Source organism: Paenibacillus sp. FSL H7-0323, from assembly GCF_038002725.1.
Classification (GTDB): Bacteria; Bacillota; Bacilli; order Paenibacillales; family Paenibacillaceae; genus Paenibacillus_AQ; species Paenibacillus_AQ odorifer.
On sequence record NZ_JBBODB010000001.1, the window covers coordinates 1,332,022 to 1,351,011 of the forward strand.

Sequence of the window (18,990 nt, forward strand, 5' to 3'; positions counted from 1 at the left end):
CCAAGATGTTAGAACAACTTAAAGAAGAGGTTTTTCAAGCCAATCTGGAATTGCCGAAACATGGACTAATCAAGTATACATGGGGAAATGTGAGTGCAATTGATCGCGAAAGTGGATTATTCGTAATCAAACCTAGTGGTGTAGATTATGAAACAATGAAAGCCAGCGATATGGTAGTTGTTGATCTGGATGGCAATGTGGTTGAAGGGGAGATGAGACCTTCCTCCGATACACCTACTCACGCAGTACTTTATAAACATTACTCCGAAATTGGCGGAATCGTGCATACACATTCCACTTGGGCGACTATCTGGGCACAAGCAGGACTTGACGTTCCTGTAATGGGAACTACGCACGCTGATACATTCTATGGCTCCATTCCTTGTGCGCGTTTCTTGACGCAAGAGGAAATCGATCGGGGTTACGAAGCGGAAACAGGTAATGTAATCATCGAAACCTTTGAACAACGCGGGATAGATATTATGGCGGTTCCCGGTGTTTTGCTTAAAGGCCACGGACCCTTTACTTGGGGGAAAAATGCAAAATCGGCTGTAATGAACAGCGTAGTGTTGGATGAAGTATCGAAAATGAATTTATTTGCTAGAGAGTTGAACCATTTTGCGGAAGAATTGCCACAACGTATTCTAGATAAACATTACTTGCGCAAACATGGGAAAGACGCTTATTACGGTCAAAAATAATCAAACCACAAAATGATGAAAAGAGGATGAATATGTCAACAGCAGTAGCAAAAGAATTTTGGTTTGTCGTAGGTTCGCAACATCTTTATGGGGAAGAAGCATTGGCTGAAGTTAAAGCGCACGCACAAACGATGACAGATGCTTTGAATAAAAGCGGAGTTTTGCCTTACCCACTAGTATTGCAGGATTTGGCTGTCAGCGCAGATAAAATCACCAACATTATGAAAGAAGTTAACTACCGTGACGAAGTTGCAGGTGTCATCACTTGGATGCATACTTTCTCACCTGCAAAAATGTGGATCCGCGGAACAAAAATGCTGCAAAAACCTTTGCTTCATCTAGCTACGCAATATAATGAAAGTATTCCATGGGCAACAATTGATATGGACTTCATGAACTTAAACCAAGCAGCTCATGGTGACCGTGAATATGGTTTTATTAACGCCCGTTTGAACAAACAAAACAAAGTGGTTGTAGGCTATTGGGAACGCCCTGAAGTTCAAAAGCAAATTGCAGAATGGATGGACGTAGCCGTTGCTTATAACGAAAGCTTCAATATCAAAGTTGCTCGTTTTGGTGACAACATGCGTAACGTGGGTGTAACTGAAGGAGATAAAGTTGAAGCCCAAATTCAATTTGGCTGGACGGTTGACTACTTTGGTATTGGTGACCTGGTTCAAGTCATTAATGAAGTTAAAGAAGAGGAAATCGATGGTTTGTTTGCTGAATATGCAGAGCTGTATGAATTCGACTATGGCACTAACAGCAAAGAAGCTTGGGAAGCTAGCGTAAGAGTTCAAGCAAGCTATGAAATTGCTATCAAACGTTTCCTTGATCAAGGTGGCTACAATGCCTTCACCTCAAACTTCGAAGATTTACATGGAATGAAACAACTTCCAGGACTTGCTGTTCAACGTTTGATGGCACAAGGATATGGTTTTGCTGGAGAAGGAGACTGGAAGACTGCAGCTCTCGACCGCTTGCTTAAAGTGATGAGCCATAACCAATCGACTGGCTTTATGGAAGATTACACTTATGAATTGACAGTTGGACAAGAATCTATTCTTCAATCCCATATGCTTGAAGTAGATCCAACTTTGGCAAGCAACAAACCAAAAATCATCGTGTCTCCACTAGGTATTGGTGGTAAAGACGATCCAGCCCGTTTAGTATTTGACGGCAAAGCAGGAGACGGTGTAGTGGTTTCCATGGCTGACTTCGGTACGCATTACAAACTTTTGATTAATGAAGTGACTGCTTTTGAACCAACTGTTCCAGCTCCAAACCTTCCAGTAGCTCGTGTGCTTTGGAATGTTAAACCAAACTTCCAAGACGGAGTTAAAGCTTGGATCGAAAATGGTGGCGGTCACCACACCGTTGTTTCATTAACTCTTACAACAGACCAAATTATTGCTTACGCAAAACTTGTGAACTTGGAATATGTAGTTATTAAATAATAGCAAAGCTTTATTACGATTAATAGGACTCCATTCCTCGGCTTTTTGAGGAATGGAGTCCTATTGTTTTGTTCGATTTACTTCAATAAATGCGATAGTTTCCACTTAGGGCCAGTAAACTAAAGAAGTACAGACAGTTATCATAATAACGACGTTGTCCAGTTCGCAAAGGTGTATCCCAAAACAAACGGACAAAATGCTCTGCCTCCGGGCCATCAGAAGCAAGCGAAGCCATAGCGTTGGTCGCCAAAAGGCCTACCGGATGCAGCGCCGGTTCGTCGAATGCCTGTCCCTCAATGGTATACCTCCGGTAATTGGAAACTTCGATATTCCTAAAAAAAGCTTGAATCCGGTTACATTGATCGACCTGCCAGCTGTCCTTTTGGAACCATGCCCAGTCCAGACCGATATTAGCCGCAACCCGGTAAGCATCACTGAAAAAATGACTGAAATCACCATGAGGCTGGGGTTCTGCCGGGGTGCCGTTAAAATTAGCATATTCGGGAGCGAGACCAGTTATAGGATTACATGTAGTGTGTAGATATGAGCGGCTGGCTTCCGCCGCTTCTCTCCAAAACATGTGGTCACCTGCATCAGCCCACAAAGCGAACAAATCATAGAAATGGGGGAGATGGTAAGATGGATCACTGAAGGTGGATTCCGGTACGAATTTAATCAGTTTCGTTTCCGCGTCCCACATTGAGTCACCAGCGCCTGTTTCAGTTTTATGTACACAAGCACGCAATATTATTCGAGCCTGCTCGGAATAATTATAAGGTGCCGGACCGTTCCCCCAACGTTTTGAGGCAAAAAACAAAGCCATGGCGAAAAACTCTTCCCCGTCCGGTGCGGGTCCTTGAGAAATTCTTGTACCGTCAGGCTTGCAGTGCCAAGCAAAGTAATCGGCATAACGGCCTTCTTTGTGCTGCATAAACGTCTTAGAGAAGTTCCATAAACGATCAAACTCATCTTTTTTATTCATTTGAACAGCCATCATCATCCCGTAGGACATTCCTTCAGACCTAACATCCAGATTACCTGTATCCAGAATATAGCTTTTATCCTCGTCCAGCGGATAGTAGATTCGTACGTTCGGATCTCCGTAAAACAAATCACTCCAAGTTTCTTCGAGTTTAGCGTTGATTTCATCTTCAGAAAAGCCGAGCTCTTTAAATAAATTGCGATATTTCCCCGTATAAAAAGCACCTTGTTGTGTTATTGGCATGATATTTCCCCTCCTGTGCACTACGCATGCACTCCATTTCAATAAAAACTAAGGATGGATGGTTTGAATGGTGCAATCATCGTTGTATTTCAGCTCCGTATATTTTACAGAACGCTTGTTGTCAGCACCACCAGATAAAGAACTATCATGATAAAATAAATACCATTTCTCTTTAAACTGAACAATAGAATGGTGTGTTGTCCAGCCCAGGACGGGTGTAAGTATTTTTCCTTGATATACAAAAGGCCCAAGCGGATCTTTACTGATAGCGTATACAATATTATGGGTAGTACCCGTGGAATAAGAAAGATAATAATAACCGTTATATTTATGAACCCATGGACCTTCAAAATATCTTCTCTCTTCATCTCCAGCAAGAATCGGATTTCCGTTCGTATCGACGATGGATATTTCTCTAGGCGCACCTTCAAAGCTCAGCATGTCCTCGCTCAGCTCCGCTACGATAGGTCCTAGAGCAGGTGCCGTTTTAGCCGGTCCCTCTGCATCCGCAACAAATGAGCCGGTTTGCCATTTTTCAAGTTGACCGCCCCAAAGACCCCCAAAGTATATATATGATTTGCCATCATCATCAACGAAAACAGCGGGATCAATGCTATAACTGCCGGGAATGTAGTTCGGTTCAGGTGTAAAGGGTCCGGAAGGTGACGCTGAGGTTGCAACCCCAATTCGGAAAATATCGTCATGGTCTCGGGCTGGGAAAAACAAATAGTAGGTATTGTTTTTGTATGCTGCATCCGGAGCCCACATTTGCTGTTTAGCCCATGGGACATCCTTCACATGAAGCACTTCACCGTGGTCGATACAAGGGGAGCCATCTCCATCAATAGACAGAACATGGTAATCCTCCATATTATATTGGTCACCGTTGTCATTAGAGATCATATCGTGATCCAGGTCATGAGAGGGATAAATATAAATCTTGCCTTCAAATACATGAGCAGAAGGGTCCGCAGTATAAATATGAGTTACGAGAGGTTCATTGGGTTGCACTGGCTTTGTCAAGTCATTTCCTCCTATAAAGTTAATCGCTTACAAAGTTAATGGTATAAGAACTTTAGGACTCTGTATATATAGCAACTATAGTTTATACCCCACAAAGTTTAGATGTTGCTTTCTTGACCTTGCAGATCCTTTTCCATTTATGCTGCCTCACAATATTTTCTCTAGATAATCTGGTACAATAGAAATCTCCAAACTTTGACCTTACAAATACGATGAGGTGAGATTAACATAAGGGAATATAAATCATAATTTTACACAAGAATGAATATTAGAGCGAAAGACACCAAGTATTCTACATTATATTTTTAAAAAGATGAGGTCAGCTTAATGCAAAAAATTCAAAATTCCAGAATCTACTTTATAGGTATACATGTGCTTTTATTAATCTTATTGTTCACCTCTTTGTATGCTTATTCCCCCTGGATTCGCATTAAAGTAAAGGAAATTATCATGCCTGCGGATAAAGTATATACCATCGCTCACCGTGGTGCTTCAGGATATGCTCCTGAGAATACAATACCTGCATTCGAGCTAGCCATTGATATGAAGACCGATTATATCGAGTTAGACATTCAGTTAACAAAAGATCATGTTCCTGTTGTTATTCACGATGGGACCGTAAACCGTACCACGAATGCTAAAGGGTATGTAAAGGATTTTACTTTAGAGCAGATCTCAAAATTAGACGCGGGTTCATGGTTTAATGAACAATATCCCATGTTCGCTAGAGATAAATATGTAGATTTACGTATTCCGACACTAAAAGAGGTATTTGAAAGGTTCGGAAAAGAAGTGGACTATATGATTGAGATTAAAGATCCCACGTCGAATTCGAACATCGAGGCATTGTTAAACGAAGAAATCTTAAATTATGATCTGTCGGCTCATGTTGCTATTCATTCATTTAGTGAAGCGAGTTTGCGTAGATTCCATTCCATAAATCCAGCAGTCCCTCTTTATCAAATTGTATGGTATGATTTCCCTGTTTATAAAATATCAGAATCCTATGTGAATAGATTAAAAACTTATGCGGTAGGCATAAGTCCTAACTTTCAAAAAATAAATGCGGCATATGTCGCGCAGGCAAAAAATTCAGGGCTAAAGGTGTTTCCATATACTGTGAATTATCAAGTGAATATGGATAAAGCCGTAATTTGGGGTGTAGATGGTGTACATACAAATTTCCCTGACCGCTTTAGCGAAGTAATTAAGAATAATAAAAAGTAAGGGATGTGAAATCACCCTTTTCTGGACATAAATAAAGCTGTCGAGACTTTCTCGACAGCCTAAGAACCTTTATCCAAAGGTTCTTTTTTTACGGAAAATCAATTATTTTTGTTTCTTCTTTCTAATGAAGTCTTTTCTCGTGAAATTGTAGATGAAGCTCCCGTACTTGTTCTGCAAGATCGGGTACAGGGCCATCTACGAACGTTTCGTAAATAACCTCCTGAATACTTAAATTACGGACGGGTGATGCTGCAATTCCCATATCATTTAACCACGCCGATAATTGCTTCGAGGAACTGGCATATACAATTCGTCCTAAATGAACCCACCCGTGTGCCGCTGCACACATAGGGCAATGTTCTCCGGAGGTATACACTGTTGCCTGCTTACGTTCTTCCAGTGTCATATTCTGAGCTGCCCAGCGGGCTAAAGCGAATTCGGGATGCTGAGTATGGTCACCGCTACCTACATGGTTGCGGTCTTCCGCCAGCACTTCGCCACTTGCTGATACAAGGACGGAACCAAAGGGTTCGTCCCCAGCTTCTAGTGCAATTTGGGCAAGTTCAATACAACGCTTAAGATGTTTGATATCCGTGTCGTTTATCATGATGGTAGAACCTCCTGAATTTTAATTTATAGATAAGTTTCATGAATAGTAGGCCTGAGCTTGTTTGTTCACCACATTCTTCTATGTTAGCATGTAAAGTATTCGATGAAAAATATATCATGCATATCAAGCTAGGGAGGATATATAAAAATGAAGCACCCATTTATATTGAACGCCGTATGGAACGGTGGCCGTAACAGTGACGGAACTATTGAAGCTGGACAGCTTAAGACTCGAATTTCCATTCCGAAGGAAATGGGAGGACCCGGAGTAGGAACGAATCCGGATGAGATGCTTTTGGGAGCAGCAGCAACCTGTTATCTCATTACACTTGCAGCATTGCTGGAGCGGGCAGGGCTTACGACTTCAGAGCTGACGTTAACCTCAGAGGCGACGGTCGATGTAACGAATAACATTTTTACATATGAAGCCATCAAACATTCACCCCTAATCACCCTTACCAAAGATGCGTCACAGGACGATATCGATAAAACCATCCGAATTGCCCATAAAGCAGAAGGCTCCTGCATGATCTCCAGAGCCGTTGCAGGAAATGTAGAAATCACGACAGAGCCAACGGTGCTGACTGCAAGCCTATAAAATTGAGTCCTAGGTAATCAGAGAGGAGATGTTAACTTTGAACGTTGAGTTATATAAGGATTTGATCAAGGATGAGCGCGGAAATTACTACGTGGCTGTACAAAAAGAGGGCAACGAGCTGACTTTGGTAAACGCAATGCTAGAGCGGTCTTACCAAGAGCTGTGGGAATTTAATGAAGCTTTCAAAAAGAAGTACGCAGAATACGAGCATCAGTTCATCGGCAAAATGATTATGGACAAGCTGCGGCACGATGTTGTTTTTGCCTCCAAAGAAGACGGCCATGGCCGAATGTATGATCTGGCCGCGGTTGCAGTTGATTACAAGCTTATTTTTATCGATATGATCGAATTTTACCGAAACCCTCGAGTAGGACTTAACCATGACAACAACATCCATTAAGCTTAGTGTATTAGATCTCGTACCTGTTTTTAATACGGTGGATGCTAGTACCGCATTGGGACAAGCAGTGAAGCTGGCTCAGACAGCAGAAAGACTGGGATATACTCGTTATTGGGTTGCTGAACATCATGATATGCCAGGATTAGCATGTACCTCTACGGAGGTGCTTTTATCGCATATTGGAGCGAAAACAGCACACATTCGCCTTGGCTCAGGCGCTTTATTGCTGCCACATTATAAGCCGCTAAAGGTGGTGGAAGCATTTCATTTGTTGGCCAGTTTGTACCCGGGACGCATCGACCTTGGATTAGGCAGAGCTCCCGGCGGTACTGCTGAAGTAAGTTTAGCACTGAGTGGCAATTTTCTCGAAAATGTTTGGAAAATGCCAGAACTCCTTAAAGGAGTCACTGAATTATTGCAGGGTAACTATTCCTATGAAGGACGTTCAATAACCGCCCGTCCGGTCCCTCCCGTATCTCCAGAGCTATGGCTGCTGGGTACAAACAAGAAAAGCGCGGCATATGCTGCCGAGTTTGGAGCAGGTTATGTGTTCGGCCAGTTCATGAGCGATGTAGCAGGGGAGGAGGTTTTGCAGGCTTACCGTGAAACCTTTACTCCTTCTTCACTTTCTCCTGAACCGCAGGCCATGGTTGCTGTTGGCGTCATTTGCGCCGAGACTGAGGATGAGGCAGAGCGATTGGTCTCATCTGGTACGACATTATTCCAACAAGAAGGTTCTGCCGAAGCGAAGTCTGAGCCCTTGGAACGCAAGCTGCTGGTAGGTACTCCGGAAAGTGTTAAAGGTAAGTTGGAACGGTTATCTCTTTTGTATGGAGTTAATGAATTCATTATCGTTACCATGATTCCAGATTATGAGAAACGGTTACATTCGTTCGAACTGCTTGCCCAAGCGTGCTGGAGTTCTTAATAAAGGAGGTCCATATGTATGAAGTCTCATACCTCTGATCAAATTAAAATCCCACCAGGATTTTGGGCTGGATTAAGTCAATTAGGAATAACTGCACAAGATGTAGCCAGCAAAGCAAATCTTCCACTTAGCCAGATCACAGAGTCAGAAGTCACCACCGCCCAATATTTCACAGTCTGGCAGGCATATTCCGATCTCATTGGGGATACAGCCGAAGGAATCATTAAGCTTGCAACCGTCTTTGAAACTACACAATATCCGCCTACGGTCTTAGCAACATACCATGCTAAGGACTATCGCGATGCTCTTAAGCGAATGGTACGATACAAACAAATGTGCCCTCCTGAAAGCTTGCGTTTTACCGAAGAAGGCGAGCTATGTACAATCGAATTGGAATGGCAGCATCCCGGGCATTTTGGTCCACCGCTGCTACTAGTCCTCACTTTGGCATTTCTTCTAGAGCTTGGGCGGCGAGGCACAGGTCTACCTTTGACAGCACAGCTTGTCGAGTTTTCACAGCCTATAGGAAATGTAAAGATTCTTGAAGCTTATTTCGGCTGCCGAATTCAGATAGGTGCTCAATATAATCGTTTGACGTTGCGTCGAAATGATTTGGATCGGCCTTTTATCTCGTACAACGAAGAGCTGCTGGAGATTCTGACTCCCGTTTTGGACCGGACGCTTGCTGAACAGAAGGGCACTCGCTCTATAACTGAGAGGGTCAAATGGATCATGAAACGCAGCTTCAGCGGAGGACGCCCTGACATTCAAGCTGTTGCGAAGGCATTAAGTATGAGTGACCGTACGTTGCAACGCAGGCTTACTGAAGAAAACACAAGCTTCAAGCAATTGCTGACACAAGCTAGACATGAGCAAGCACGAGAGTATCTGGCAGATCCATCGCTTGATATTAAAGAAGTGGCTTTCTTGATTGGATATGAAGACCAGAACTCGTTCTACCGTGCCTTCCGTCTTTGGGAAGGTGATACTCCTTCAAATTGGCGTACTGAACATTTAGGTTTAAACTCGGTACCCTCTTCATAAAGACAGTATTTTCAGAGATTTATCATTGGCGTGTTAAACAAGAACTTTGGCGCAATCCGCTAGTTACTGAACAACCCCGGTACGATAATATAATCCTAGCCGGCACACAGGACTGTTCTTAAAATGACAACTACTCAGCACGCCGTGATAAAAGGAGAAATGTAATATGGATATGGGATTAAATAATAAAACAGCTTTAATTACAGGATCAACAAAAGGTATTGGCAAAGCAATCGCCTTTGAACTTGCTAAAGAAGGAGTTAATGTACTAATTAATGGACGGAATTATGATCAGGTAGAACAAACTGTAAATGAAATAAAGTCAAATTTCCCGGCTACCTCTCCACAAAATGCTACAGCGGATATTGTGAATATTGAACAAAGAGAAGCCTTATTCAAAAAATACCCTAATATAGATATTTTAGTTAATAATATGGGTATCTATGAAATTATGAAATATGAGGACGTTGACGACGAAATATTCGAAAATTACTTCCGTACTAATGTCCTTGCTGCGAATGGATTAACAAAATTCTATTTACCTAAAATGTTACAAAAAGATTATGGCCGCATTCTCTTTATTGCTAGTGAAGAAGCCATTATGCCTTCAGGCCAAATGCCTCAATATGCAATGACCAAATCAATGTTATTATCATTGTCAAAAAGCTTATCTAAGTTAACGATAGGAACTGAAGTTACAGTCAATACAATCATGCCAGGACCAACACTTTCTGAAAATGTGCATCAAATTATCGATGGGATATACTCCAATGAAGATATGACTTTTTCAGAAAAAGAAAGAAAATTCATGACTACAAATCTTCCTCAATCTGAAATACAACGATTTATTAAACCTTTTGAAATAGGCAGACTAGCAGCATTTGTATGCAGTCCTTATGCCTCTGCATTTAAAGGTTCTCCAATTCGCATGGATGGGGGAATGGTGCCGACTATTTTTTAAGCTTACTCTAAAAGGATATAGATAACGATACAAAAAAGCCACTCCTTATGGAGCGGCTTTTTTGCTTGAAAAGTTATCACTGTCCTCTGGTACAACAAAGGATACCAAGGTGCCTTCTCCAGGCTTACTCTGGATCGAGAGACCTTGACCATATAATTGACTTAACCTCCTATGGGTGTTGGCCAGCCCGATGCCACCTTTGCCTTCCATCATTGGCTTCAGCAGTAAAGAGAGGGTCCCGGAATCCATACCTTGCCCATTATCCTCCACCTCAATCTTTACAGCGTTGTGCAGACGGATAATACGTATTTGAACAGTTCCACCCTGTTGGCGCTTAAGTATACCGTGCTTAACAGCATTTTCTACCAACGGTTGGATGGATAGAGGAGGAATTAGGATGTCAATATTCGGATCTACCTTCCAGACAACAGATATCCTTTCTGCAAATCGAGTCTGTTCAATATACAGATAAGATTCTACCAATTCCAGTTCATGGGAGAGGTTCACGAGCTCTCCGATATTTAAAAAGTCAAAACTGATTCTTAAGAAAGAAGTAAACGCGCCAATGAGCTCCTGCATTTTTTTAGTATCCAAATCACTGAGTGCGGCAATAGAGTTCAACGTATTGAATAAAAAATGCGGTTGTATCTGTGCTTGTAGATAGGCTGCTTCTATCCGCACCCGTTCATTGAAGGATAGCTTCATCGCAGTTAAAGCCCGAATACGGTATTTAAGCTCCACTGCATCTACAGGTTTTGTGACATAATCATTGGCACCGGACAAAAATCCAGTATAAATATCCTCAGGCTGACTACGGGCAGTAAGCAGTAGAATCGGAAGCTCATATAAGGAGTAACGAGTACGAACCTTCTGTGTTAATTCGTATCCCGACATCTGTGGCATCATAACATCGCCAATAAGTAAGTCCCAGTTCCTTTTATCCAACAATTCCAATGCTTCATGGGCTGAGTTCACGGTAGTTATGATATAAGGTTCGGTTTCAAGAATACCCTTTAGTACATTCAGATTGACAGGATCATCATCTACCACCAGAATATTTACCTTAAACTCTGTAAAAAGCGGCGGAATCCTTTCAGAGTGATTACTTGGCTGATGTTCGGAAATTCCCCACTCAGCCATCTGTCTATGAATCTCATCTGCCATATACGAAACTGTAGGTTCCGTCTGTCTTATTATCTGTTCGCTGTAAGAATCGGCAAGAGAGAGTGTGAAACTAAAAGTTGAACCTTTACCAAGCTCTGATTGAATGCTTAGGCTGCTTCCATGCAGTTCTACCAGCTGCCGGCATATGCTTAATCCCAGCCCAATTCCACGCCCGTCATTTATTCCGTGAGGTCCTTGCTCATAGGGTAGAAATATCCGTGCCATAGTCTCTTCAGTCATGCCTACTCCGGTATCTGTCACATAGATAAGAACCTGTCCGTCCTGTTCCTCAGCCTTAACAGTTACAAGTCCTGCTTCGGTGTATTTGAGCGCGTTGTGCACCAGATTTAATAAGACCTGCACCAGTCTTTTCTCGTCCGCAAGAACTGGCGGCATAGCTTCTGGGATATCCATAGATAGCTGGACTGGCTTACCTTCAATCATATATTGAAGCATACTAATCACACCGGGAACTACCGATTGAACCGAAATAGGTTCCTGTTGTAAAATAACACGATGCTCCTGAAGACGGACCACATCCAGTAGATCACCAAGCATATGAGACATACGGCGGCTGATTGTAATCAGCAGTTCCATATCTTGACGGCTACTTTCGTAAAGTCTGTCCTTTTCTTTTGTGACAATATTTTGCGCGATATTCATGATTCCGTGAAGCGGTGTACGCAGCTCATGTGAGGTATTAGCGAGAAACTGGTCCTTAAGTTTGTCTGCTTTTTTCAGCTGCTCATTTAGTTCCATGTTCTCTTTAGCATTTTGAAAATACTTTTTAAACCAATAAGCTGAGAAGCCCACGATGGCTGCGATAATATCCAAAGGATAATAGACAATTGAATAGTGTCCGTTACTATCCCACAAATTCCATAACAAATTAGAAACGATCGCCGCACCTGATAACAGCAGAAAAACAACATCTTTATCATCTTGCTTTTTGAACAATAAGCGCCCTAAGCTATAGAGCAACCAAATAAAGGGAATATACTGGAACACTTGAATGATTCCCAAATGAATGGATGTGCTGACTAAATAAGCAGGGGCAATAAATAAAAACAAGGTATAAAGGAAAAGACACCATGTGTAAGCACGTAACCACTTGTTGACTTTGGCACCTGAGGTGAATTTCCTGAAAACAAGCAGAATAAAAAGGTTTTGCCATAAGAAGGCGATCAAACGGATTTTTAAGGACCAAGTATAATTAATCGGCAGTAATGAAAGCACTAAGTTGTCATTTCGAGCTAAAAGGATTACAGCTACAGATAAGGTCATTAACCCTACAAGAAACAAAGCACGTTCTTTAGGATTAAATAAGTACAGAATACAGGCATAAAGCCCATGCAGTAGTAAGATAATTGCTGTAAGCATTTGAAATCCGACAGTGTAAAAGTATGTCCGGTCAATGAGTTCCTGAGAGCCAAAGAAAATAGGGCCTTTTATACCGCCCTTATAGGGGTGATCAAAGTTAGCTACGTGAATAAATACATCTATCACTGTGGTGTTTTTTGAAAAATAAGCTGCTGTATATGAGGTGGTTTTGGGTACATATGTATCGGCATCAAGAGCTATTACCCCATTATTGAGAATAGGAGTGCCGTTAATCTCCACACGGGAAGCGGAATAAATTTGTTTGATCCAGAAAGAGACAGGTTGCTGAAGCGGGTCTACCAAAATTCGCAAACGATACGTACCATAACCGTACGAAGAAGGGTCATTCGTTCCTATCGCGTGGCTCCAGTCTCCGGGAACTTGAAGCGGGAGGGAAGGTTCTGGTAAAGTTGAAATATCCTTGGACGTTACGAATTGCGAAGGATAGAAGCTCCATTCACCATCCAGCCTGAATAAGTTAGCCTGCTCCAGATCCTGGCCGCGTAAATCCAGTACACCATTGTTAATCACAGGTACAGTGTTGGAAACCTTAAATATACTCAACCAAATGCAGCGTAGGCCAAAGAGAATGCTTATAAAAAGTAGAATGATAGCTAATTTGTTTAGAATAGTTTTATTTTTCATGAGAACATTATAGCAAATAATTCTAATCTAGAATCTAAAATGAAGATTATTTACATAAGAAGGAGAAGTAATGAGCAACGGACACCGCGTTGGGCTAGGAGGAATGATCTCCACATGGAAGAAGCATGATGTAACTCCTTGAACATTTGCGTACTCGAACACATGGATACTTAAATACTTGATTAGTGCTTTGCAGTTGGGCGTCTGTATTACCGAATGTGCGACTATGCTGCTTGTTTGGCGTCTGTGATACCGGATGTGCGACTATGCTGCTTGTTGTGCGTATTGTATTCCCACACGCTATCTTCACCATGAGCGATCGGACTCAGATGCAGCTATTCGGCTGAATTTTGACTTTTAAGAAGTGTTTCGGACCCCAGAGGCGTTATTTGTTCCAAACATGCGTGATATGAGGGCTTTTCGAGCCAATAGCGACTATAGAGTCCGATAGGTTCTCAAATGAGCCGAATTATGGTTAATAGCGACTATAGGGTCCGATAGACTTCACTCCTGCTTCTAATGCCATTTGTTATATGCTTGGCTTCTCGTTTATTATGAATGTGATTTTGAATACCCCGTTAGTACTAACCTTCGGTGTAATGACTGGAGGTTAACGGTGGATTCTCCTTAATCCTAAAGGGTATATTATTAGAAAATTCAATGCAGACAGGAATGTAGATACGATGATTAAAGGTTTCGGAGGAATATTCTGGAGGACTAAGAATCTTGAAGCTACAAAAAAATGGTACAGTGAGGTGTTGAAGCTTGACATTGAGAATTGGAATGGGACTGTGATAAAACCTCAAGTGGGAAATGAGACTATTTTTTCTTTCTTTACCGAGGATGACAGTTATTTTCCAATAGAACAACAAGTGATGTTGAATTTCCAAGTGCATGATCTAAACGAGACGATTAAGCATTTTGAACAGATTGGTGTACCTCTTGCAAAGAAAATAGAGATTAGTGAATTTGGAAAGTTTATTTGGATTGAAGATCCAGAAGGTCGACTGATCGAGCTTTGGGAGAAGTAAGGAGTTGCAGATTATTGCTATTGAGCTAACAGGTGCGTTTTTTTATAAAAGCTCAGTTCAATATCTAATTGTAAATGAATTAGGGAATAAAGTTGAATCAAATCCGTGGGGAATATTTCTTCAAAGCTTTAAGCTCCCAGGAAGAACTTTAACTTCTATCATCTGAGGTGCGGCGCTTGCGCTTCATCCACAGCTAACGAAATACTATTGTCAACCCAAATAGGGAGCATACCGTCGAGGTGTACTCCCTATTTCATTGAAGGAATTGGAAAATTAGTGCAACATTTCACCTATAACTTATGTCAATAAAGAAGTTATGTAATAAAATCATAAGAGCAGGTGGTAAATTGAAACTTCGTTTAATCACGTTAATATGTTTATTCACTTTCGCATTCTTTATTGCAAATGGACAAGATGCTAAAGCTTTATCCTGTGTCGAGTTAGGAAGTCCCCAAGAAGCCCTAGAGGTCTACGGTGGAGCAATTTACGGTGAAGTAAAACAAATAAAGGTCGATTTGAAACAAGAAGGATTTACGGGGCCAAAAGAGAAAATCAGATATATATTAGTGGATGTTGAACGAAGTTGGAAAACTGAAGTTGACTCTCAAATTATTGTGGGAACAGACTACACTTGGGGTTTTGATTTTAAGGAAGGTAATAAATACTTAATATACATTAGTGAAGTGGATGGCGAATCAAGCAGTAGTCCATGCAGTTCAACAATTGAGATGAATAACCTTAACCAAGCAACAGAACTATTCGGTGAAGGACTTCGACCCAAACAGCAAGTACACCTAGAATACAAGATGTGGTTAATGTTTGAGCAGGATATTGATTTGTATTTTGTAATTGCAATAGGACTAGTAGTGATTTCGGTCATTTACCTGAGAGCAAGAAGGAAAAAGGGCTAAGTGTAATTTTATTGCACTAATGGTTAGGATAGTTCAATAAAATTAAGAATAAGATAGCTGAACTAATTACTATTCATTCATAACATGTGAGGTGCGAGTTGAACTTAGTAGAAACAATCATAAAAAGATTTAACCTTAATGTATTAAGTATAGATAATGTTCCTGAGTCCTTTAGTTCACAAGTATACAAGCTGAATCTTACTAATGGAGAAACGCTGTATGCGAAGATCCCTTATAACAGGGATAAACTATATCGCGAATATCGTATGCTTGAACTGTTGAGGGAGGTATTACCGGTTCCAAAGGTGTTAGACTTCTGGAGTGGGGATGACTTAATTTCCGGTGCATTACTTTTATCTGAGATTAAAGGTATACCATGTACAGGTGCTATTGACGATGAATTAGCATTTCAAATTGGAGTACTTCACGCAAAGCTGCATGAAGTTAAAATGCCGGGATATGGTGTGGAAGGATTAGACGGTTTTCAATTTTTTAATCAGAACAATTGGAGACTTTATATAAGAAATAGCTTTGAAAAATTTATAGAACCTTGCAAGGAAGTCCTTGAGAGAGGACTTTTCGAAAAATGTATTAATTACTTTGAGGGTGCTTTCTCAGTTTTACCTCCTCCTGATGGCCCGTGTGTTGTTCATATGGATTTTCGACAAGGTAATATACTAACAAATAATAATATGGTTGTTGGAATTATTGATTTTGAGAGTGCACGGGGTGGATCCTCTGAAATTGATTTCACGAAAATTAACCGATATGTTTGGGAAGTGAATCCTCAAAGTAGAATTTCGTATAAAGAGGGATATTCAACAATTCGTCCTCTAATGGATTTGGAAACAATACTACCCTTTTATGATTTTTACGATGCTTTTGGTGCTGTTGTCTGGTGTAAAAATAGAGGGATTGAAAAGAATAGGGCGTTCCTAAAGGAAAGTATTTCTGTATTGCAGAAATCCGTAGGTTGTTGAACTGACGGGAAACGATATTTAAAGACAGTTTAAGACGAGGAGCTACCTCCATGATGGATAGCTTTATTACGTTAAAGGACATGATAGTGAATAAAGGATAGAATAATGGAAATGGCGAATATTAGATCGGCAGTATACTGTAAAATTATTATGATGCAATCATGAATACAATAGCTTATCGTGATATATGGATCATCAGAACTAATAATGAAAAAATCGAAAACCCAAAAAACGTAATGGAAGTGTGTTTATGGAAAGTATATATAACAATTTACATACCGCGGAGATACTGTGCCGTATCGAGAATTTAAGTCCTAATTCAAACCCACAGTGGGGAAAAATGAATGTTTCTCAAATGTTGGCTCACTGTTCAGCATTTCAAGACATCGCAAATGGAAACTCCTTTCCTCCTAGAAGTTGGCTAGGAATATTAATAGGAGGGTTTGTGAAATCTATTTTTTACAATGACAAGCCAGTACCACATAATATGTCAACAATTCCGACCATACTTATTTTAGATGATAGAGATTTTGGAAAAGAAAAAGAAATACTGAAACAAAAGATTATAACTTTTCAAAGTAACGGTCCGGAGAATTGTTCATCCCATCCACATCCTTTTTTCGGGAAATTCACTCCGGAGCAATGGGGTAAAGGGATTTATAAACATCTAGACCATCATTTAAGACAATTTGGTGTTTAGTATTTTTCCGCAGTGAATAATAATTGTTTAACGTCGCCAACTTACATATTTTTTATTGACATAAAATCCCTATTACTTTATATTGTATCTAATTACATTGCAATCAAATGCGACGAAGAGGACAAGTAAATCCGGATATGTCGATCAGAGAACTGTCGGTTGGTACGAGGCAGAGGACACCCGAATCGAACAATCGCCTCAGAGCTGGCTCCCGAAATCATAGTAGGCGGGCCCGGGATTCTGCCGTTACAAAGAAGCATCGTTGTTGGACGATGGCAGCAGAGAGGGTGTATTCATAAATACACCAATCAGGGTGGTAACGCGGAATCTACTCCGTCCCTAATGGGACGGAGTTTTTTGCGTTCTTATAAATAAATAAGGAGGAGTAACAATGTTTCAAAAAATCAATGTCTCCGATCGAATACTTAGCCAGGATATGTTTATTGCTGATGAGGTTCAATACAACCTGATTCACCTTATTTGCGAGTCGAAGAGTTCTACTTGCTTAAAAGATTCTGATGAAACAATGATTTATGCCCAGTCAACGGGACATAACGCATGGCTTTGGAGTTCTAAGGATATTGTCGAGGATAAGAAGGCCGTTCTCTACGAAGAACTTATAGAATTTCTTAAAGAGACTACATTACCGGGAGTATCTGGAGAACCAAAAACAACAGAACGTTTTGCACAGCTGTATTCTCAGGCAAATCATCTTCAATATGAGTCCACGATGACTATAGAATCTTATTTCTGTACAGATCCAAAGAAACCTTTGAACGTAAAAGGCATAATGCAACAAGGAACGAGAAAAAATGTGGCCATTGTAGCAGAGTTTTTGGCGGGTTTCTCAGAGGGGGCTTATGGGGTTAGGGTGAACCCAGAAGCTAAAATTCTAGATGCCAAGAGGATGATTGAGACAGGGAACTTGTATATATGGTTTGTAGACGATAAACCTGTATCGATGGCGTACATTGCACATAGGTCGGCAAGATATTCCAGAATAAATGCGGTATACACACCACCGTCTTGCCGGAAAAAAGGTTATGCAAGTGCACTAGTAGCAGAGTTATGTTCCGTTCTTTTATCGGAGGATTTAGTGCCCATGCTTTATGCTGATTTAAAGAATCCTGACTCGAATAAGGTTTATCGAAATATTGGTTTTGTGGAAAGCGGGAAGATTGTTGACATCAAGTTCAAATAGGCACAAAAGGGCTACCGCAAGGTAGTCCTTTTTCTATGATCAATATGTTACTCGGCATTACTTTTATACAATTTCACATAGTTTGTAAGTTCAGCTATCGCGAAAAATTGCTTCATTAATTGAGAATTCAATTTTTGTAAGGCAAGCTGAAAGGATATCTCCACTTTTTTGTAGTTATGTGTTTCTATTTCATTCAAAAGCTGTTTCATATTCTCGATATAATAAACAGTTTTCCTTAAACTGCTGATAAGAATAATTTTTCTTAATTCCGTTAAAGTGAAGACTCTGTAGCCATTATCTTTGTTCCTATTCGAAGAGATTAGCCCTTCTTGTTCCCAATGCCGAATAGCTGATGGATTAACTCCTGCCATTTGTGCAACTTCACCAATCGTCATTGAATCTGATACAGTTAAATCTTTGTATTTAGATAAATCAACATCCCGAAACATGCGTAAGACTTCCTCTAACCTTTCTTTTTCCACTTGGGTCTTATGTTGCTCTTGATTGATTGCCCAAAGAGCAGACTCCATCTGCTGGCCTTTTATCTTCCTCATCACATCGTACACAACCGGAATTTCATATCCCTGCAATAATGCCCGAATGGTAATAAAAGCTTGCATATGGATGGAAGTGTAACATCTGCGGTTGCTGGCGGTCCTTGGTACATCTGGAATTAAACCTTGATCTTCGTATCTCCTTAAAGTAGTGGTACTCACATTTAATTGCTTAGCTATCAGTGTAGGTGTATATATCTCTTCCATAAACATCATCACCCCAAAACATTAAAGTTGAACCTTCAAGTGCT

The 18,990-nt window shown here is 40.8% G+C and carries 18 protein-coding genes and 1 other annotated feature; of the genes, 13 read left to right on the forward strand and 5 right to left on the reverse strand.

The genetic code is table 11. From position 1 onward, the window contains the following. Positions 1-5: 5 nt before the first annotated feature. Together MHH89_RS06265 and araA are read left to right on the forward strand one after the other, a co-directional pair. On the forward strand, positions 6-701 hold the full coding sequence (locus MHH89_RS06265) for an L-ribulose-5-phosphate 4-epimerase (RefSeq protein WP_036677359.1): 696 nt from the start codon (positions 6-8) through the stop codon (positions 699-701). Between the two features lie 32 nt (positions 702-733). Continuing rightward, positions 734-2,158, forward strand: a complete 1,425-nt coding sequence (araA, locus tag MHH89_RS06270) for an L-arabinose isomerase (RefSeq protein WP_038571054.1) — start codon at positions 734-736, stop codon at positions 2,156-2,158. 82 nt (positions 2,159-2,240) lie between these two features. On the opposite strand, the gene MHH89_RS06275 is transcribed toward araA, so the two are convergent. Then, positions 2,241-3,383 carry a glycosyl hydrolase family 8 gene (locus MHH89_RS06275; RefSeq protein ID WP_076190363.1) on the reverse strand — a complete coding sequence of 381 codons (1,143 nt, stop codon included), beginning with the start codon at positions 3,381-3,383 and terminating at the stop codon, positions 2,241-2,243. A gap of 48 nt (positions 3,384-3,431) precedes the next feature. Further along, entirely contained in the window at positions 3,432-4,406 is a 975-nt protein-coding gene (locus tag MHH89_RS06280) for a glycoside hydrolase family 43 protein (protein ID WP_076278475.1), read from the reverse strand. A gap of 327 nt (positions 4,407-4,733) precedes the next feature. Here MHH89_RS06280 and MHH89_RS06285 point away from each other — a divergent pair, with 327 nt between their 5' ends. Then, a complete protein-coding gene (locus MHH89_RS06285) occupies positions 4,734-5,633 on the forward strand; it encodes a glycerophosphodiester phosphodiesterase (protein WP_076125603.1) in 900 nt (299 codons plus the stop codon). 121 nt (positions 5,634-5,754) lie between these two features. On the opposite strand, the gene MHH89_RS06290 is transcribed toward MHH89_RS06285, so the two are convergent. Further along, positions 5,755-6,240, reverse strand: a complete 486-nt coding sequence (locus MHH89_RS06290) for a nucleoside deaminase (RefSeq protein WP_076125601.1) — start codon at positions 6,238-6,240, stop codon at positions 5,755-5,757. Between the two features lie 150 nt (positions 6,241-6,390). On the opposite strand from MHH89_RS06290, the gene MHH89_RS06295 reads away from it, so the two are divergent. The 5 genes from MHH89_RS06295 to MHH89_RS06315 all read left to right on the forward strand — a co-directional run bounded on the left by MHH89_RS06295 (position 6,391) and on the right by MHH89_RS06315 (position 10,173). Further along, on the forward strand, positions 6,391-6,840 hold the full coding sequence (locus MHH89_RS06295) for an OsmC family protein (RefSeq protein WP_341086617.1): 450 nt from the start codon (positions 6,391-6,393) through the stop codon (positions 6,838-6,840). Positions 6,841-6,877: 37 nt separating this feature from the next. Beyond that, positions 6,878-7,240 carry a hypothetical protein gene (locus MHH89_RS06300; RefSeq protein ID WP_076184608.1) on the forward strand — a complete coding sequence of 121 codons (363 nt, stop codon included), beginning with the start codon at positions 6,878-6,880 and terminating at the stop codon, positions 7,238-7,240. Then, positions 7,221-8,168 carry an LLM class flavin-dependent oxidoreductase gene (locus tag MHH89_RS06305; protein WP_340034551.1) on the forward strand — a complete coding sequence of 316 codons (948 nt, stop codon included), beginning with the start codon at positions 7,221-7,223 and terminating at the stop codon, positions 8,166-8,168. The genes MHH89_RS06300 and MHH89_RS06305 overlap by 20 nt, the downstream gene beginning before the upstream one ends. An 18-nt stretch (positions 8,169-8,186) precedes the next feature. Continuing rightward, positions 8,187-9,212 (forward strand): AraC family transcriptional regulator, encoded by a 1,026-nt coding sequence (locus tag MHH89_RS06310; protein WP_341086619.1) that lies wholly within the window; start codon positions 8,187-8,189, stop codon positions 9,210-9,212. 166 nt (positions 9,213-9,378) lie between these two features. Next, on the forward strand, positions 9,379-10,173 hold the full coding sequence (locus MHH89_RS06315; protein ID WP_341086622.1) for an SDR family NAD(P)-dependent oxidoreductase: 795 nt from the start codon (positions 9,379-9,381) through the stop codon (positions 10,171-10,173). Between the two features lie 45 nt (positions 10,174-10,218). On the opposite strand, the gene MHH89_RS06320 is transcribed toward MHH89_RS06315, so the two are convergent. Beyond that, a complete protein-coding gene (locus MHH89_RS06320; RefSeq protein ID WP_341086623.1) occupies positions 10,219-13,281 on the reverse strand; it encodes an ATP-binding response regulator in 3,063 nt (1,020 codons plus the stop codon). A 764-nt stretch (positions 13,282-14,045) separates the two neighbouring features. Here MHH89_RS06320 and MHH89_RS06325 point away from each other — a divergent pair. From MHH89_RS06325 to MHH89_RS06345, 5 genes are all read left to right on the forward strand, one after another. Continuing rightward, positions 14,046-14,393 carry a VOC family protein gene (locus tag MHH89_RS06325; RefSeq protein ID WP_076125591.1) on the forward strand — a complete coding sequence of 116 codons (348 nt, stop codon included), beginning with the start codon at positions 14,046-14,048 and terminating at the stop codon, positions 14,391-14,393. A gap of 347 nt (positions 14,394-14,740) precedes the next feature. Then, positions 14,741-15,304: a hypothetical protein gene (locus MHH89_RS06330; RefSeq protein WP_076280624.1), complete on the forward strand. Its 564-nt coding sequence runs from the start codon at positions 14,741-14,743 to the stop codon at positions 15,302-15,304. Positions 15,305-15,402: 98 nt separating this feature from the next. Beyond that, entirely contained in the window at positions 15,403-16,284 is an 882-nt protein-coding gene (locus MHH89_RS06335; RefSeq protein ID WP_076280623.1) for a phosphotransferase family protein, read from the forward strand. A gap of 250 nt (positions 16,285-16,534) precedes the next feature. Then, positions 16,535-16,984 (forward strand): DUF1569 domain-containing protein, encoded by a 450-nt coding sequence (locus MHH89_RS06340; RefSeq protein WP_076280622.1) that lies wholly within the window; start codon positions 16,535-16,537, stop codon positions 16,982-16,984. A gap of 103 nt (positions 16,985-17,087) precedes the next feature. Beyond that, positions 17,088-17,328: a binding site (T-box leader), on the forward strand. A gap of 47 nt (positions 17,329-17,375) precedes the next feature. Further along, the gene (locus tag MHH89_RS06345) at positions 17,376-18,185 is read left to right on the forward strand and encodes a GNAT family N-acetyltransferase (RefSeq protein ID WP_076280621.1); all 810 of its coding nucleotides are present in this window, start codon (positions 17,376-17,378) and stop codon (positions 18,183-18,185) included. A 47-nt stretch (positions 18,186-18,232) separates the two neighbouring features. Here the strand turns inward: MHH89_RS06345 and MHH89_RS06350 are convergent, their stop codons facing one another. Then, positions 18,233-18,946 (reverse strand): MerR family DNA-binding transcriptional regulator, encoded by a 714-nt coding sequence (locus MHH89_RS06350; RefSeq protein ID WP_076280620.1) that lies wholly within the window; start codon positions 18,944-18,946, stop codon positions 18,233-18,235. Positions 18,947-18,990 lie beyond the last annotated feature (44 nt).

Excerpts from the sequence above, each read along its gene's own strand:
- MHH89_RS06265 (WP_036677359.1), top strand. The coding sequence starts at position 6 with ATGTTAGAACAACTTAAAGAAGAGGTTTTTCAAGCCAATCTGGAATTG.
- araA (WP_038571054.1), top strand. The coding sequence starts at position 734 with ATGTCAACAGCAGTAGCAAAAGAATTTTGGTTTGTCGTAGGTTCGCAA.
- MHH89_RS06275 (WP_076190363.1), bottom strand. The coding sequence starts at position 3,383 with ATGCCAATAACACAACAAGGTGCTTTTTATACGGGGAAATATCGCAAT.
- MHH89_RS06285 (WP_076125603.1), top strand. The coding sequence starts at position 4,734 with ATGCAAAAAATTCAAAATTCCAGAATCTACTTTATAGGTATACATGTG.
- MHH89_RS06290 (WP_076125601.1), bottom strand. The coding sequence starts at position 6,240 with ATGATAAACGACACGGATATCAAACATCTTAAGCGTTGTATTGAACTT.
- MHH89_RS06295 (WP_341086617.1), top strand. The coding sequence starts at position 6,391 with ATGAAGCACCCATTTATATTGAACGCCGTATGGAACGGTGGCCGTAAC.
- MHH89_RS06305 (WP_340034551.1), top strand. The coding sequence starts at position 7,221 with ATGACAACAACATCCATTAAGCTTAGTGTATTAGATCTCGTACCTGTT.
- MHH89_RS06310 (WP_341086619.1), top strand. The coding sequence starts at position 8,187 with ATGAAGTCTCATACCTCTGATCAAATTAAAATCCCACCAGGATTTTGG.
- MHH89_RS06315 (WP_341086622.1), top strand. The coding sequence starts at position 9,379 with ATGGATATGGGATTAAATAATAAAACAGCTTTAATTACAGGATCAACA.
- MHH89_RS06325 (WP_076125591.1), top strand. The coding sequence starts at position 14,046 with ATGATTAAAGGTTTCGGAGGAATATTCTGGAGGACTAAGAATCTTGAA.
- MHH89_RS06340 (WP_076280622.1), top strand. The coding sequence starts at position 16,535 with ATGGAAAGTATATATAACAATTTACATACCGCGGAGATACTGTGCCGT.
- MHH89_RS06345 (WP_076280621.1), top strand. The coding sequence starts at position 17,376 with ATGTTTCAAAAAATCAATGTCTCCGATCGAATACTTAGCCAGGATATG.
- MHH89_RS06350 (WP_076280620.1), bottom strand. The coding sequence starts at position 18,946 with ATGGAAGAGATATATACACCTACACTGATAGCTAAGCAATTAAATGTG.